The 13850-nt window shown below is 35.0% G+C and carries 11 protein-coding genes and 1 tRNA gene; 7 read left to right on the forward strand and 5 right to left on the reverse strand.

Features of this window, described 5'->3' with window-relative positions; genetic code table 11:
- The first annotated feature begins 74 nt into the window (after positions 1-74).
- The 3 genes from QF044_RS07175 to QF044_RS07185 are packed head-to-tail and all read left to right on the forward strand — an operon-like array spanning position 75 to position 3625.
- Positions 75-1136 carry a sensor histidine kinase gene (locus tag QF044_RS07175; RefSeq protein WP_307265479.1) on the forward strand — a complete coding sequence of 354 codons (1062 nt, stop codon included), beginning with the start codon at positions 75-77 and terminating at the stop codon, positions 1134-1136.
- A complete protein-coding gene (locus QF044_RS07180; protein ID WP_307265481.1) occupies positions 1133-1852 on the forward strand; it encodes a LytTR family DNA-binding domain-containing protein in 720 nt (239 codons plus the stop codon). Before QF044_RS07175 ends, QF044_RS07180 begins: the two co-directional genes overlap by 4 nt.
- Positions 1853-1879: 27 nt before the next feature.
- Positions 1880-3625: a CocE/NonD family hydrolase gene (locus QF044_RS07185; protein ID WP_307265483.1), complete on the forward strand. Its 1746-nt coding sequence runs from the start codon at positions 1880-1882 to the stop codon at positions 3623-3625.
- A 97-nt stretch (positions 3626-3722) separates the two neighbouring features.
- Here QF044_RS07185 and QF044_RS07190 read toward each other — a convergent pair.
- Together QF044_RS07190 and QF044_RS07195 are read right to left on the reverse strand one after the other, a co-directional pair.
- A tRNA-Arg gene (locus QF044_RS07190) sits at positions 3723-3797 on the reverse strand.
- 366 nt (positions 3798-4163) lie between these two features.
- Positions 4164-4934, reverse strand: coding sequence for an alpha/beta hydrolase (locus QF044_RS07195; RefSeq protein WP_307265486.1), 771 nt, complete (start codon positions 4932-4934; stop codon positions 4164-4166).
- 345 nt (positions 4935-5279) lie between these two features.
- On the opposite strand from QF044_RS07195, the gene QF044_RS07200 reads away from it, so the two are divergent.
- Complete coding sequence (locus tag QF044_RS07200) at positions 5280-5915, forward strand: NAD(P)-dependent oxidoreductase (RefSeq protein WP_307265488.1); 636 nt, start codon at positions 5280-5282, stop codon at positions 5913-5915.
- A 58-nt stretch (positions 5916-5973) separates the two neighbouring features.
- Here QF044_RS07200 and uvrA read toward each other — a convergent pair whose 3' ends face one another.
- Entirely contained in the window at positions 5974-8766 is a 2793-nt protein-coding gene (gene uvrA, locus QF044_RS07205) for an excinuclease ABC subunit UvrA (RefSeq protein WP_307265491.1), read from the reverse strand.
- A gap of 510 nt (positions 8767-9276) precedes the next feature.
- Here uvrA and QF044_RS07210 point away from each other — a divergent pair.
- Together QF044_RS07210 and QF044_RS07215 are read left to right on the forward strand one after the other, a co-directional pair.
- Positions 9277-11088, forward strand: a complete 1812-nt coding sequence (locus QF044_RS07210) for a TonB-dependent siderophore receptor (RefSeq protein WP_307265493.1) — start codon at positions 9277-9279, stop codon at positions 11086-11088.
- A 71-nt stretch (positions 11089-11159) separates the two neighbouring features.
- Positions 11160-11876, forward strand: coding sequence for a DUF2490 domain-containing protein (locus QF044_RS07215; protein WP_307265496.1), 717 nt, complete (start codon positions 11160-11162; stop codon positions 11874-11876).
- On the opposite strand, the gene QF044_RS07220 is transcribed toward QF044_RS07215, so the two are convergent.
- Together QF044_RS07220 and QF044_RS07225 are read right to left on the reverse strand one after the other, a co-directional pair.
- Positions 11873-12319: a phosphohydrolase gene (locus QF044_RS07220; protein WP_307265499.1), complete on the reverse strand. Its 447-nt coding sequence runs from the start codon at positions 12317-12319 to the stop codon at positions 11873-11875. The two genes, QF044_RS07215 and QF044_RS07220, sit on opposite strands and share 4 nt — an antisense overlap.
- A gap of 79 nt (positions 12320-12398) precedes the next feature.
- Positions 12399-12734 carry a YegP family protein gene (locus QF044_RS07225; protein WP_307265501.1) on the reverse strand — a complete coding sequence of 112 codons (336 nt, stop codon included), beginning with the start codon at positions 12732-12734 and terminating at the stop codon, positions 12399-12401.
- A gap of 210 nt (positions 12735-12944) precedes the next feature.
- Here QF044_RS07225 and QF044_RS07230 point away from each other — a divergent pair, with 210 nt between their 5' ends.
- Entirely contained in the window at positions 12945-13736 is a 792-nt protein-coding gene (locus tag QF044_RS07230) for a hypothetical protein (RefSeq protein ID WP_307265504.1), read from the forward strand.
- Positions 13737-13850: the final 114 nt, after the last annotated feature.

The following is a 13850-nucleotide window of genomic DNA, read 5'->3' on the forward strand; positions in this document are numbered from 1 at the left end:
TTTTCGTTCATGCACTTTTATTTGCTCAATTTATATCAGAGGAATACCTTTACTAAGCATTAAAAATTTATGTATTGAAAATAATAAGAAGAATATCGGCCTATTGGAAAATTCAGCTCATTGGGTGGTTTTTAGTTTCCTTTTATTGGGGATTTTCAGCATTTTTTACAGGTGATTTTAGTTGGAAAATAGGGATAGCAGATTTCATATTAGATGTATTTATAGGCATTACATTGACCCATATGTACAAAAAATTTGCGATAAGAAAAGGTTGGAATAAATTAAATCTGAAAAAGTTAGTGCCCAAAATTGCAATCAGTATTTTGATACTTTCTTTTTTATATATGTTTTTGATTGTTAGTAAACTTTATTTGGTACGGCTGTTTATTTTAAAAGGTAGCATGATTTCATTCGTAGTGTTTTTCAAATCTATGGAATTGCAGATTTTTATTACAGGGACCAGATTAATGTCTATTTGGTTATTGGCTTACCACCTGTTTCATTATTCAAGACTTGAAATTGCAACAGTGAAGGAAAATGCACAATTGTCACTTAGAATAAAAGAAGCACAATTAAATAATCTCAGTGCGCAGCTTAACCCGCATTTCTTTTTTAATTCATTGAATAATATAAAATTTCTGGTACTGGAAAACCCAGATTCAGCAAGACGGGCAATTGATCTTTTATCCGAGTTGCTGAGGAATTCCTTAAATAGTAACGTAGAAAGATTAGTACCCTTGCATGATGAAATTAATCTTGTTAAGGATTATCTTGAATTAGAAAAGATACGGTTTGAGGAACGTTTGCAAATAAAAATGGTGATAAATGTAGAGGTTTCAAAATATCTGATCCTGCCATTAAGTATTCAGTCCTTGGTTGAAAATGCAATAAAACATGGAATCGAAAAGAGAAAAAATGGTGGATTTATTATGATAACAATTGAAGAGGAAAACAATTATATCAACATCAGTGTCCAAAATCAAGGGAAACTGAGTAAAGAGATTAAAGGTTCAGGTATTGGATTGAATAATCTCAGAGAGAGGTTGTTGTTACAATATAATGGAAATGCCTTTTTTAAGATTAAAGAGAGCATAGACGAAACAGTTTTGGCAACTATTTTACTCCCATTCAAATGAAAAAAATAAAAGTTATAATTGTAGATGATGAGCGTTTATCACGGGAAGAACTGAAAAATACATTAAAAGGGTATGAAGACTTTGTTCTGATTGGTGAGGCTGAAAATGCTGATGCTGCTAAGAGTTTGATTGAAACAGAAATACCTGACTTGCTTTTTTTAGATATTCAGATGCCTGAGAAATCCGGTTTCGATTTATTGGAGTCTTTAGATCATGTGCCTGCAGTACTTTTTATTACAGCTTATGACCAATATGCCGTACAAGCATTTGAGGTAAATGCATTGGACTATCTCATGAAACCTATACGAGAGGAACGCTTTGCAAAAGCAATTACAAAAATAAGAGATTCTATACATCAGAAATCTTCTTTAAATAATGTGGCAACCAAAGACCGGAAGATTTTTATTAAAGATGGGGAGAAACGATTCTTTATCCAATTAGATGAAATTTATTTAATTGAATCACTTGAAAATTATACCAGACTTTTTTTTCAAGGGAAAAAAGCGCTTCAAAGACGTTCACTTCGTCAATGGGAAGAAATGCTGGATGAAAATATTTTTTTCAGAATAAACAGGACTGAGATTATTAATATTGAATATATCCAAGAAGTAAAACAAATAACTGGAGGCCGGTTAGTGGTAAAACTGAAAACAGGAGAACTGTTGGAAGTTTCAAACCGCCAATCTGTTAAGTTCAAAAATCTAAATAAAATCTAATAAATAGGATTTAAATAAAGCTAACCAATGAAAATATTCTTGAATTTCCTCATACTATTCCTGGCATTTTTCTATTGTCCGGCCCAACAAACAAAAAAAGCAAAAACGGAAGACTTAACGAGTATTTACAATATTCAGGATAGTGTTTCTGTAAGAACAAGAGATGGAGCAACCTTATCTTTAATAGTAGTGCGTAAAAAAGGAGACGAAACACCTGCACCTGTTATACTTCAGTCAACAATTTATGTTAGGGATGCAGGCAGGGATATGGTATCATTAAAGAGATCTGTAGATAATGGATACATAGGAGTTATGGCCTATGCAAGAGGAAAAAGATTCGGTCAAGGTGAAATACTTCCATATGAGAATGATGCCAATGATACCTATGATGTCATAGATTGGATCAGTAAACAAAAATGGTCTAATGGAAGTGTTGGAATGTATGGAGGAAGTTATAATGGATTTACGCAATGGGCCGCATGTAAAAATCTGCATCCCGCCCTTAAAACAATTGTACCTTATGTAGCGGCCAGACCGGGGCAGGGTTTGCCTGTAGAAAATAATATTTTTGTTAACCCTAATTATGAATGGGCATTCTATGTTGGAAATAATAAATACCTGGACACCATAGCTGGAAATGACAGACAACGTTTTAGAAAAATGCAAAATAAATGGTGGGAAACAGGAGTTGCCTATAAGAAATTAGATAGTATAGACGGTGTACCTAACAAATGGTTTCAGCGATGGATCAGCCATCCTTCTTTTGATCAGTATTGGCAAAAAATGACTCCCTATGAAAAAGATTTTGCACAAATAAAAATACCTGTTTTGGCATTTGACGGGTACTATAATGACGGGCAGAGCTCGGGCTTGTATTATTTGAGAGAACTCCAAAAGTATAGTCCTCAGACACCTGCTTATTTAATTATAGGACCTTATGGGCATTTTGGGACTCAAAGTGGAGGAGAAGCTATTCTGTACCAATATCAGGTAGATCCTGTTGCGTTATTTGATATCAATAAAATCACTTATCAATGGTTTGATTATATTTTAAAGAATGGGACTAAACCTGAAATGTTAAAAGATAGAATTAACTATCAGGTAATGGGTTCCAATGAATGGCGAAGTGCTCCATCTATTGACAAAATGAGTAATGGTTTTTTAACGCTGTATCTAACAGATAAAAAGTCAGGTAAATTCTACTCTTTAAATTCACAAAAACCTGCTAAGAAGAGTTATTTAGCACAGCAGGTAGATTTTGCAAACAGGGAAATAACAAATAATGATTATTACCCGGAACCTATTATCCGAAAGGAGATTGATACATCTAACGGATTTAATTTTGTTAGTGAACCTTTGGAAGAACCCCTGTTAATAAATGGTTCCTTTTTAGGGGAAATTAAGGCCAGCATCAATAAAAAGGATATGGATATCGGAGTAACGTTATATGAATTAATGCCCAATGGGGAATATTTTCATCTGTCTTATTTTATAGGGCGGGCAAGTTTCTCAACGGATATTACAAAAAGAAAATTGCTGAAACCTAATGAAATTGAAGCTATTCCATTCTCCAATACACATTTGGTAAGTAAACAGTTAAGCAAAGGAAGCCGGCTGGTCATCTCTCTGAATGTAAATAAAAATCCGTTTTCTGAACTCAACTACGGAACAGGAAAAACTGTAAGCGAAGAAACCATTAAAGACGCCAAAGAACCCTTACAAGTGAAATGGTACAACGATAGCTTTGTGAAAATTCCGATATTAATGAATTGACTTAACTTATTTTCTAAATACAGCTCTGTCCATTAACCTTAATTCTCAGAATGTGCGGTAGAGTAAATAATAATGAAACAATAATCATTATGGCATCTGGTAGCCCCACCAGGAATCGAACCTGGATCTAAAGTTTAGGAAACTTCTATTCTATCCGTTGAACTATGGGGCCTTGGAAAAATAAAAATACTAATTAATTTAAAAACATAAAAGATTTTACACTAATTACAGTTTGTTTTTCAATGATTTTATTTAGAAACTTAATCAATGTAAAAAAAGAATCCGCTCTTTAGAAGCGGATCCAGTAGATAAATACATCTCATTTTTTTAATTAGACAACAATAAAAAGCACAGCCGACAATGCTGTGCTTAAATTTTTATTTCAAATTTAATTGCAATTTCAAAGCTGAAAAAAGCAAAAAATGATTTCATTTCAGTTGTATTACATAGTAAATTTAGCACTATTTTTAATACGAAACATGAATTTAATGTTAAAATTCACAAGTTATCCACAATTTATTGTGGATAAGTATTTAAGTTATTGTATTTCAGTGTATTTAAAAATCATACTTTTCAATATTTCTTTCTCTTCATCACTTCCCTTATTGTCCATGTGGCCGTGATTAATATCAGTTTGCTGTACAGTAATACCATATTTTTTCTGCTCTTCAGATGTGGGTAATACGCCTTCATCAGCAGGATAATCATTAGAACGAATGGTGTATATTTTAGGAAGGGAAGTTCTGGGAAGATACATTCTTCGGTTGTCCATAGTAATAATTTTATACACAAGAGAAGAGTATTTATTAGCGAATAAAGCTGTCATGTCTCCACCATTGGAATGCCCAATTAGAGTCAGGTGTTTATAGTCAAGATCCGGTCTGATCTTTTTAAGTTCATTCAGAACAAATAAAATGTTATCTGTCCCACGTTCCCAGAAAGGCATTCTTACGATTTGTGGCTTTCCTTCCATCGGAATCAGCTCATCAGTGGGAAGCTCATGCTGGATGCTGACTGTGAAATACCCTTTTGAAGCCAGCATTTCGGTTAAATAGGAATAGACAAAGTAATCACCTCCTTTATTAGCTCCGTAGCCATGACTGAAAATGATGATTTGTTGTGCAGGAATTTTTTGATCGGTTTCCGGGCTGTAGAAAGCAACGGGAATTTTACGGTTTCGGCTTTGATCAAATAATGTCAGCGTATCTAACTTTGTTTTATATATTTTGGTTGAACTGATATTTTTTTTAGAGGCGCAATTGCATAATGACAGAATAAGAAAGGAAGTGAATAGAATTTTATATTTCATGATGTTTAATTCAGATTAAAAGGCGAAAATCAATCAATGTTTTAGGAAATAGAGGAAAATAATTTTTCTTTCTAAGATAATAAAATAGGTTTGAAAAAAGCTTTGGAAAATTAACTTTATCAACGTATAATTTTTTTAAATAAATACTTATATTTGACTCATTAATATCTCTTTATAAAATATCATCACTGGTTCAGGTAAATTTCTAAATGCCTGAAATTATAAGGTTCAATTTTTTCAGAACCTTAATTTACTATTATTCAATACTAAAATATCAAACAATAAATGTCCGGGTTGCTGCCCAGTCATTATTGTATCTTAATTTTTAAACAAAAAGAGAATATTATGAAAACAAATAAAATTGCTGTTATAGGTGGTACTGGAAAAACCGGTAATTATCTTGTTCGGGAACTTGTGAAAAAAGGATATCCAATGAAGCTGCTGCTTCGAAATCCCCAAAACTTTAACGTAAAAGATCCTCTCATTGAAATTTTAAAGGGAGATGCAAGAGATCCGGAAGCTATAGATACTCTTATTGCAGGTTGCAGTGCAGTGATCAGTAAAATAGGACAGCCTGTAGGTGAAGAACCTATATTTACAGATGCTACCAATAATATTATACAATCTATGAATTCCCATGGAATTAAACGATATATTACCATTACCGGTCTGAATGTAGACACGCCTTTTGATCATAAAAATGATAAGGTAAAAGCTGCAACAGAGTGGATGTATCAGAATTATCCAAAGACAACAAGGAATAAACAAGATGAATACGAAATCCTAATGAACAGCAATCTGGACTGGACATTGATCCGGCTTCCATTGATTATTCCAGCTTCCGAACATTTTGAAACAGAAGCCAATCTAAGAGATTGCCTAGGAGAGAAAATCAGTGCAGCAGATTTATATCAATTTTTGGTTTCCCAGCTTGACGACACATCTTTTATTAGAGAATGTCCGTTTTTGTATAATGTGTAAGTCAGGATTGAATAAGTGAATAAAAAAAATAGAGAGCCAAATGGCTCTCTATTCATATCTAGTTTTCAAGTTTTTCCTTAATATATTTCGCAGTGTGCGACTTTTTATCATTCGCGAGGTCTTCCGGTGTTCCGGCAAAAACCACTTCACCACCATATTTTCCTGCTTCAGGACCAATGTCGATAATAAAGTCGGCCGACTTGATAATATCCGGCTGATGTTCGATAACGATCACAGAATGTCCTAGATCGATCAGAGCCTGCAATGATTTCAGCAATTTCTGAATATCATGGAAATGCAATCCTGTAGAAGGTTCATCAAAAATAAACAGGGTCTTGTCTGTTGTCACTCCTTTCACAAGGAATGAAGCCAGTTTCACACGCTGTGCTTCACCGCCGGAAAGGGTAGAAGAGCTTTGTCCAAGCTGCAGGTAGCCTAATCCCACTTCCTGAAGCGGTCTCAGTTTAGTGACGATCTTGTCTTCATTATTATCTTTAAAGAACGCTAATGCTTCATCTACCGTCATATGAAGAATATCGGAAATACTTTTCTCATCGAATTTCACTTCCAGGATTTCGTTTTTGAAACGGGTTCCTTTACAAACCTCACATTCCAGCTCAATATCTGCCATGAACTGCATGGAAACATTGATAACCCCTTCACCTTTGCACTCATCACATCGTCCGCCATCTACGTTGAAAGAGAAATGTTTAGGCTTATAACCCATCATTTTTGAAACTTTCTGCTTAGCGAACAGATCTCTGATATCATCATAGGCTTTCAGATAAGTTACCGGGTTGGAACGCGATGATTTCCCGATCGGGTTCTGGTCGATCAGTTCAATATTTTTAATCAGTTTCTTAGGAAATTCTACAGAGTCGTAATCTCCTTTTTTGCCACCCATTCCAAGCTGGATCTGAATATCATTCGTTAAAATTTCCTTCATCAGGGTAGATTTTCCACTTCCGGAAACCCCGGAGATCACCGTAAGGCTTTCCAGAGGAACATCTACGTCTATATTTTTAAGATTATTTTGTCTCGCTCCTTTAATATGGATCCATTCCTTGGCTTTTCGTCGTTTTTTAGGAACTTCAATCTCCATTCTTCCGGTTAAATATTTTGAGGTAAGGGTATCTGCATTTTTAAGATCATGATAATCTCCTGCAAAAACCAGCTCACCGCCAAGGTAACCAGCTTCCGGACCAATATCTATAATATAATCTGCAGCTTTCATGACATCTTCATCATGTTCCACCACAATAACGGTATTTCCCAGATCACGAAGATTCTTTAAAACTCCGATCAGGTTTTCAGTATCTCTTGAGTGAAGACCAATGGAAGGTTCATCCAGAATATAAATAGATCCTACCAAAGAACTTCCCAAACTTGTGGCAAGATTGATCCTCTGACTTTCACCACCGGAAAGTGTATTGGAGGTTCTGTTGATCGTTAAATAACCTAAACCTACTTTTAATAAAAATTCAATCCGGGTCTTGATCTCGTACAACAATCTTTTGGCAACATCCTGATCATGCTCAGAAAGTTTCAAACCTTCTATTAAAGGATATAGTTCATCCAACGGAAGCTCAATCATTGACTGAATGTTGTGCCCGTCTATTTTTACCCAGCTTGTCTCTTCACGCAATCTCAGTCCATCACAGGTATGGCAGAGTGTTTTCCCTCTGTACCTGGAAAGCATAACGCGGTATTGTATCTTGTACAGGTTTTCTTCAAGCATTTTGAAGAAATTATTGATCGATGGGAAACTGCTTTTGCCGTCACCTTTCCAAAGAAAATTTTTCTGCTCCTTGGACAATTGATGGTAAGGCTTGTGAATAGGAAAGTCCCCGGCTTTTTTAATGAATGATTTTTTCCATTCACTCATGCTTTCGCCTCTCCAGGAAACCACTGCATCTTCGTAAACGGATAAAGTTTTATTGGGAACCACAAGGTCTTCATCTATCCCGATCACTTTTCCGTAACCTTCACATGCAGGGCAAGCGCCATAAGGATTATTAAAGCTGAAAAAATGAACATTCGGTTCAAGGAATTCCATTCCGTCCAGCTCGAATTTATTAGAAAATTCTTTTACTTTTCCTGTGTCTGTATTCTTCAGTGCACAATAACCGTGGCCTTCATAGAATGCCATCTGTATGGAATCTGCGAGTCTCTGAAGGAAACTTTCATCTTCTTCATAAGAGAAACGGTCGATCACAAGATTGATGGTCATTCCCTTTTCAGGAGTGAAGCCAAAGCTCTCCAAATCTTCAATTCCAGCGACATTTCCGTTAATTTCAAGTCTTGTGAAACCAGCCAGTTTTAAAACATTCAGTGCTTCCTTAAAATTTTCTGTATCATATTCCAAAGGAGCGGTCAATAGGAATGAAGTCTCTTTTTCAGATGCTTTAATGAAATCAATCACATCAGAAACAGAATCTTTCTTTACCTCTTCTCCGGAAACAGGAGAAAATGTTTTTCCAATCCTTGCAAAAAGAAGTTTCATATAATCGTAGATCTCCGTAGAAGTTCCTACAGTAGACCGCGGGTTGGAAGAAATTACTTTTTGCTGGATGGCAATAGAAGGGGCAAGCCCTTTGATGTCGTCTACCTTTGGTTTTTCTAATTTACCTAAAAACTGACGGGCATATGAGCTCAAACTCTCCACATATCTTCTCTGTCCTTCTGCATAAATAGTATCAAATGCCAAAGAAGATTTTCCACTTCCGGAAACTCCCGTGATCACGATCAGTTTATTCTTCGGGATCAGAACGTCTATATGTTTCAGATTATTAAGATGTGCATTCTTAACGAAGATCTGTTTTTTTATATCTATTTCTGTTGTTTTAGCCATGTTTATCCTTAAAAAAAGATTGTTGTCATCTTAAAAATAATGACCTACAAAATTACGAATTTTTAGCGAAAATAAGATGCTTAAAATATTTTCATTAAAGGATTATATTTAATGGATTTTAGCTTTACAATGAACCCAAGTTTCCGTATTGCAAAGTTGTTGTTAGATAAATTATTATTATTTATTTTATTCTATGGCTGAGGTGTTGATACGGGATTTTTAATTAAATTATGATTTTCATTATTTTTTTAATTTTTACTCTTGCTTTGTATTTTAAAAATTTGTTAAAATTGCATTCATAAATATGTAATGTAAAGATGGTAAAACTATTTAGAGATCTGGTTACACATTTAATGAGAAAAAGATAGAAATTACTTCCCGCAAAAGATGCAGTATAAACCATACTGCATCTTTTTTTTATGACAACTATCATTTGCCTGTCTTCGGGAACTCCCTTACTTTTGAGCCGCTATTTAAAGAAACTGATTTAGAACAAAAACCGGAACTATTATGATCAAAAAGATTGGGAGTATATTTTTATTGGGATCAATGCTATGTGCTCATGCACAGGATAAAACCACAGCTATTGAAAACATCGAATTTCAGGGAAAATTTATTTCCACACCCTATAAAAGTGCCAATCAGAATATTACTGTAATTACCAAAGAAGATATTGCTAATTCTCCGGCCAAAAGTATTGATGAGGTACTTCAGCAGGTTCCGGGAATGGATATCAGAAGGAGAGGTGCCAACGGAGTTCAGAGTGATATAGGATTCAGGGGAAGTTCTTTTGAACAGGTTCTGCTGTTGCTGAATGGCATCCGGATGAATGACTCCCAGACAGGGCATAACTCAATGAACATACCTGTGGATATGGATGATGTGGAAAGAATCGAGATCATTAAAGGACCTGCTGCCAGAAGATTCGGACAGAATGCTTATGCCGGCGTTATCAATATTATTACGAAAACCACTCCCGGGAAACGGGTAAAAATAAGTGCAGAAGGCGGAGATTATGAAACCTATGGCTTCGGATTCAACGCGCAGCTGGGAAATGAAAAGTTTTCTAATTCTCTTCAGGCTAATTCTGCCTCATCTCAAGGGTATATGTACAATACGGACTATGAGATCCGAAATGTCTTCTACCAAAGTAAACTGAACATTAAAAACGGTGATCTGAAGCTGCAGGCCGGCTTTTCTGAAAAGAAATTCGGAGCTAACGGTTTTTATGCATCTAGCACAGCCACCGAACAATATGAGGAAACACAAGCTTCTATTGTAAGCTTAGCACATCAGCAGACATTCGGGGCTTTAAAGATTAGTTCTAATGCATACTGGAGAAGAGGGCAGGATATGTATCTTTTTACAAGAAGCAATCCTGATGGTTACAGAAATATGCATATCGGGAATAATGTAGGTGGGGAAGTGAATTCCAGCTACCAGTGGGGATTGGGAACTACTGGTGTAGGTGTGGAGTTGAGAAAGGAGTTTCTGGCGAGTAACAATTTAGGTGAGCGAAACCGATTTGTTTCACAGGTTTTCTTTGAACATCATTTCTCATTGCTGGATAAAAAGCTGAACATCAGTCCGGGAATTTCCTGGGCGAATTATTCCAAAGAAGGAAACTTTTTTTATCCCGGATTAGATGTAGGATATAATTTCAATCAGAATAACAAAATCTACGGAAATATTGCAAAAGTTCACCGTGTTCCCACCTTTACCGACCTTTATTATGTAAGTAAAACCGAGCAGGGAAATCCTGATCTGCTTCCTGAGAACGCTATTTCATCAGAAGTAGGATACCAGTACCAGAATAGCAAAATCCTGGCAAAAGTAAGTGGTTTTATGAGAAATTCTCAAAATTCCATCGACTGGATAAAGACTGACATTAATGCTCCTATATGGTACGCCCAGAATGTGGGAAAAATTGATACAAAAGGTGTTGAATTGGAACTGAGCCACAGAGTGTTTGACTGGCTGAAATATACTGCAGGATATACGTACCTGGACAGTAAAATAAGTAAATCCAACGAGATTGTTTCAAGGTATATTTTAGATAATCTGAAGCATCAGGTCGTGGCCAAGCTGGAAACGAGATTTCTGGGATATTTTATCAATGAACTGGTTTACAGATATAATGAAAGGATGAATCTGGGAACTTATAATCTTCTTGATGAAAAACTGAGTTTTGCCAAAAAAGATTTTTCTGTTTATGTGTTGATCAATAATTTAACGAATACAAAATATACAGAAGCTTTTGGAGTTAAAATGCCTCAGAGATGGTTTCATTTAGGCTTCTCATATACGATCAATATTAAGTAAATGTTAATTCCAAATGAATGAAAGTTAATATTAACAAATTGTTAAATAATTTATTTTTGCAAAAATTTTTTATGAAACTTTTTTTAAGTCTGAGTTTAGTTTTGAGTATGACCTTTTTAAAAGCACAGGAGCATGTTTCCAGCTTCAATGCAGTGACTCTAACCTATAAGTTTCATCCTAAATTCTTCCTCTATGCGGAAGGTCAGCTCAGAGGAAATGAAGACTATACTTATCCGGATTATTACGAGATCAAAGGGGGAGTAGGATACAACCTGACTAAAAACCATAAACCTTTCGTAGGCCTTGGAAGATATGTGAATTATAAAGATCACAGTCTCAGCAGAGAGGAGTTAAGGGTATGGCTTCAGGACGTGATCGACCTGAAAAAAGGGATCGTCAAGTTTGAAAACCGTTTCCGTGCTGAAAAAAGCTGGTTCTACGAACCGGCTACAGATAAATCTTCCCAAAGAATGCGTTACCGATACCGTTTGAACGTAAGCGTTCCCCTTAATGCAAAAACCGTGAAAAAAGGAACTATTTTCGCCAATGCTTATGACGAGATTTTCCTTGTAAGTCCAATGAAGCCTACTTTTGCTAGGAACAGGGTTTATGGAGGTTTTGGATATCAGATCGATGATTATTTCGGGATTCTGACGGGATATTTATGGCAGCGTGAATTTGAAGCCAAGGGAAATAAAAACCTTCACTTTATTTATCTTGCTTTAAATATCAATATCGACGGTACGAACCATCCTACAAAAACATATGATTTCCCTGGAGCGGATTAATACTTCTCAATCAGGTAATGATAGGCTTTCAGGTATTTGTTAAACCTCTTGATATCCTTAGGTGTAAGCTCCCTGTTTACCCTTCTGAGATCCATATTATCGCGCAGATCATTCAGTTTTACGGCAACGGCAAGAGGAGATCGCTCTGTTCTTTTAACGAATTCATCGTAATCTTCCTCGGGATCAAATTTGGTCAGGCAGCTGATGGCAAAAATAATATATTCAGGAAAGCCTTCAGCTCTTAAATATTCAAGGCTGAATTCTTCCGGATGATCTTCCACTACATCGTGGAGAACGCCTACAATCTTTTCGTCAAGTGTTTTACCATATTCCATTACCCGCATTACATGAGCGATGTACGGAGCGTGGTATTTATCGGTTTGTCCTTTGTGTGCTTTATCAGCTATTTTTATGGCTCTGTTGAGCTGTTCTTCTTTTGTCATTTCAAATAGAAAATAGAATACAAAAATAAAAAATGCCTTAAAAAATAAGACATTTTTATTGAGATTATTTTACGAAATATCAAAGAATGGTCTCATCCTCTACAGAAGCGCCTGGAGCGTTGTTTTTTACGGATTCTATACCGTTTTCCATTCCGTTTTCAGATTCATACATCTGGCTGGTTCCGATGACCTGACCGTTTCCTGCCTTTAAATTGAAATAGCAACGTTCGTCTTTTGCTTTATTTCTTTCAAATTTTGAATCATCTTGCGAATTGGTGCGTACAGATTCTATTCCGTTTTCGCACGAGGATTTTGAGGCGTATCCCTGACTAGTTAAGATTACCTGTCCGTTTCCGGCTTTCAGACTGAATTTGAAATCACCGTCTGTTCTTTTCGAGATTATAAATTTTCCCATAGGTTTTTATTTTGAGTTTGATGGTTTTGAGTTTGAATATAAAAAATAGCTGCCCGTATTTTTATTAAAATTATAAAAAAATAAGGAAAATAAAAAATGATCTATGCAGGTAGAAATATTTTCTGTCACTACCCCTGCGTTGGGTAGAAAAAGGAAATATATTACCGGAAGTTTTTATTGCTTAACTTAGGCCATCTTTAAATGTTTACAATGAAAAATCTTCTGATCTTTTTTAGTCTTTTTGTGTTTTCTGTATCTGTTTTTGGGCAAGACATGGAAATGCCGGGTTTTAAAGAAATAAAAATTGAAGGTGGAAGCACTTTTAAAAAATATGAAAATGGAAAATTGGATAGTATAATTGTAACGATGGCAGCTGTAAATTACGGTAATGCTTTACTATTTTCTAAGACCAAAGATGCAATACACATCACCAATGCAGCAGATAAAAATTCATTGATAAAAATTGAACTGAAAGATAAAAAGCAAATCAGAACTTTTTTATATAAAAATGAACCCATTATAATAATCGAAAGTATTGATTTTGATATTAATCATTTACCCAAGAATGCTATGATATCTACTTCTATTTCTAATAATATAGTTAGCAGCTGCACTGTTTACACCAATTACAATAAATTAGGAAGTGATAATCCGGATAAAACCTATAAGCTTTTTTATAGATTAGATATCCGTTCGGATTTGAATAATCTGGATGCTATTTTCAATAATATTGGAGATTTTTTCAGTCAAGAAGATTCACTTTTGAAAATTTTTTATGGAAATTATGCTGAAAAATTTGCACCCCAGGCTTTAGCTTCTTTACAAACAGATTCTTCAGGAAAGATAAAAGATGGAATTATTCTGAATTTTAAAAGCTTAAAAACCAATGAAAAGAATGAATACAGCATCTATAAAAATGGAAAAATCATCAAATCAGGAACAGCCAATTTAAAAGATTATCAAAATATTTTTATAGATTATCAGGAAAAGCTTAATGACTAGGCAATTTTGTTTTACTAATTAAGGGATTGGTTTTAATTTAATATCATTTTGTTGAATAACGGCGTAAAAAAAGCGCCTCAAAAAATGAGACGCCTTGAAATCAAATTTATTTTA

Origin of the sequence: Chryseobacterium sp. W4I1, assembly GCF_030816115.1 — a bacterium.
Taxonomy (GTDB): domain Bacteria; phylum Bacteroidota; class Bacteroidia; order Flavobacteriales; family Weeksellaceae; genus Chryseobacterium.

Excerpts from the sequence above, each read along its gene's own strand:
- QF044_RS07220 (WP_307265499.1), bottom strand. The coding sequence starts at position 12,319 with ATGACAAAAGAAGAACAGCTCAACAGAGCCATAAAAATAGCTGATAAA.
- QF044_RS07185 (WP_307265483.1), top strand. The coding sequence starts at position 1,880 with ATGAAAATATTCTTGAATTTCCTCATACTATTCCTGGCATTTTTCTAT.
- QF044_RS07200 (WP_307265488.1), top strand. The coding sequence starts at position 5,280 with ATGAAAACAAATAAAATTGCTGTTATAGGTGGTACTGGAAAAACCGGT.
- QF044_RS07230 (WP_307265504.1), top strand. The coding sequence starts at position 12,945 with ATGAAAAATCTTCTGATCTTTTTTAGTCTTTTTGTGTTTTCTGTATCT.
- QF044_RS07195 (WP_307265486.1), bottom strand. The coding sequence starts at position 4,934 with ATGAAATATAAAATTCTATTCACTTCCTTTCTTATTCTGTCATTATGC.
- QF044_RS07215 (WP_307265496.1), top strand. The coding sequence starts at position 11,160 with ATGAAACTTTTTTTAAGTCTGAGTTTAGTTTTGAGTATGACCTTTTTA.
- QF044_RS07210 (WP_307265493.1), top strand. The coding sequence starts at position 9,277 with ATGATCAAAAAGATTGGGAGTATATTTTTATTGGGATCAATGCTATGT.
- uvrA (WP_307265491.1), bottom strand. The coding sequence starts at position 8,766 with ATGGCTAAAACAACAGAAATAGATATAAAAAAACAGATCTTCGTTAAG.
- QF044_RS07180 (WP_307265481.1), top strand. The coding sequence starts at position 1,133 with ATGAAAAAAATAAAAGTTATAATTGTAGATGATGAGCGTTTATCACGG.
- QF044_RS07225 (WP_307265501.1), bottom strand. The coding sequence starts at position 12,734 with ATGGGAAAATTTATAATCTCGAAAAGAACAGACGGTGATTTCAAATTC.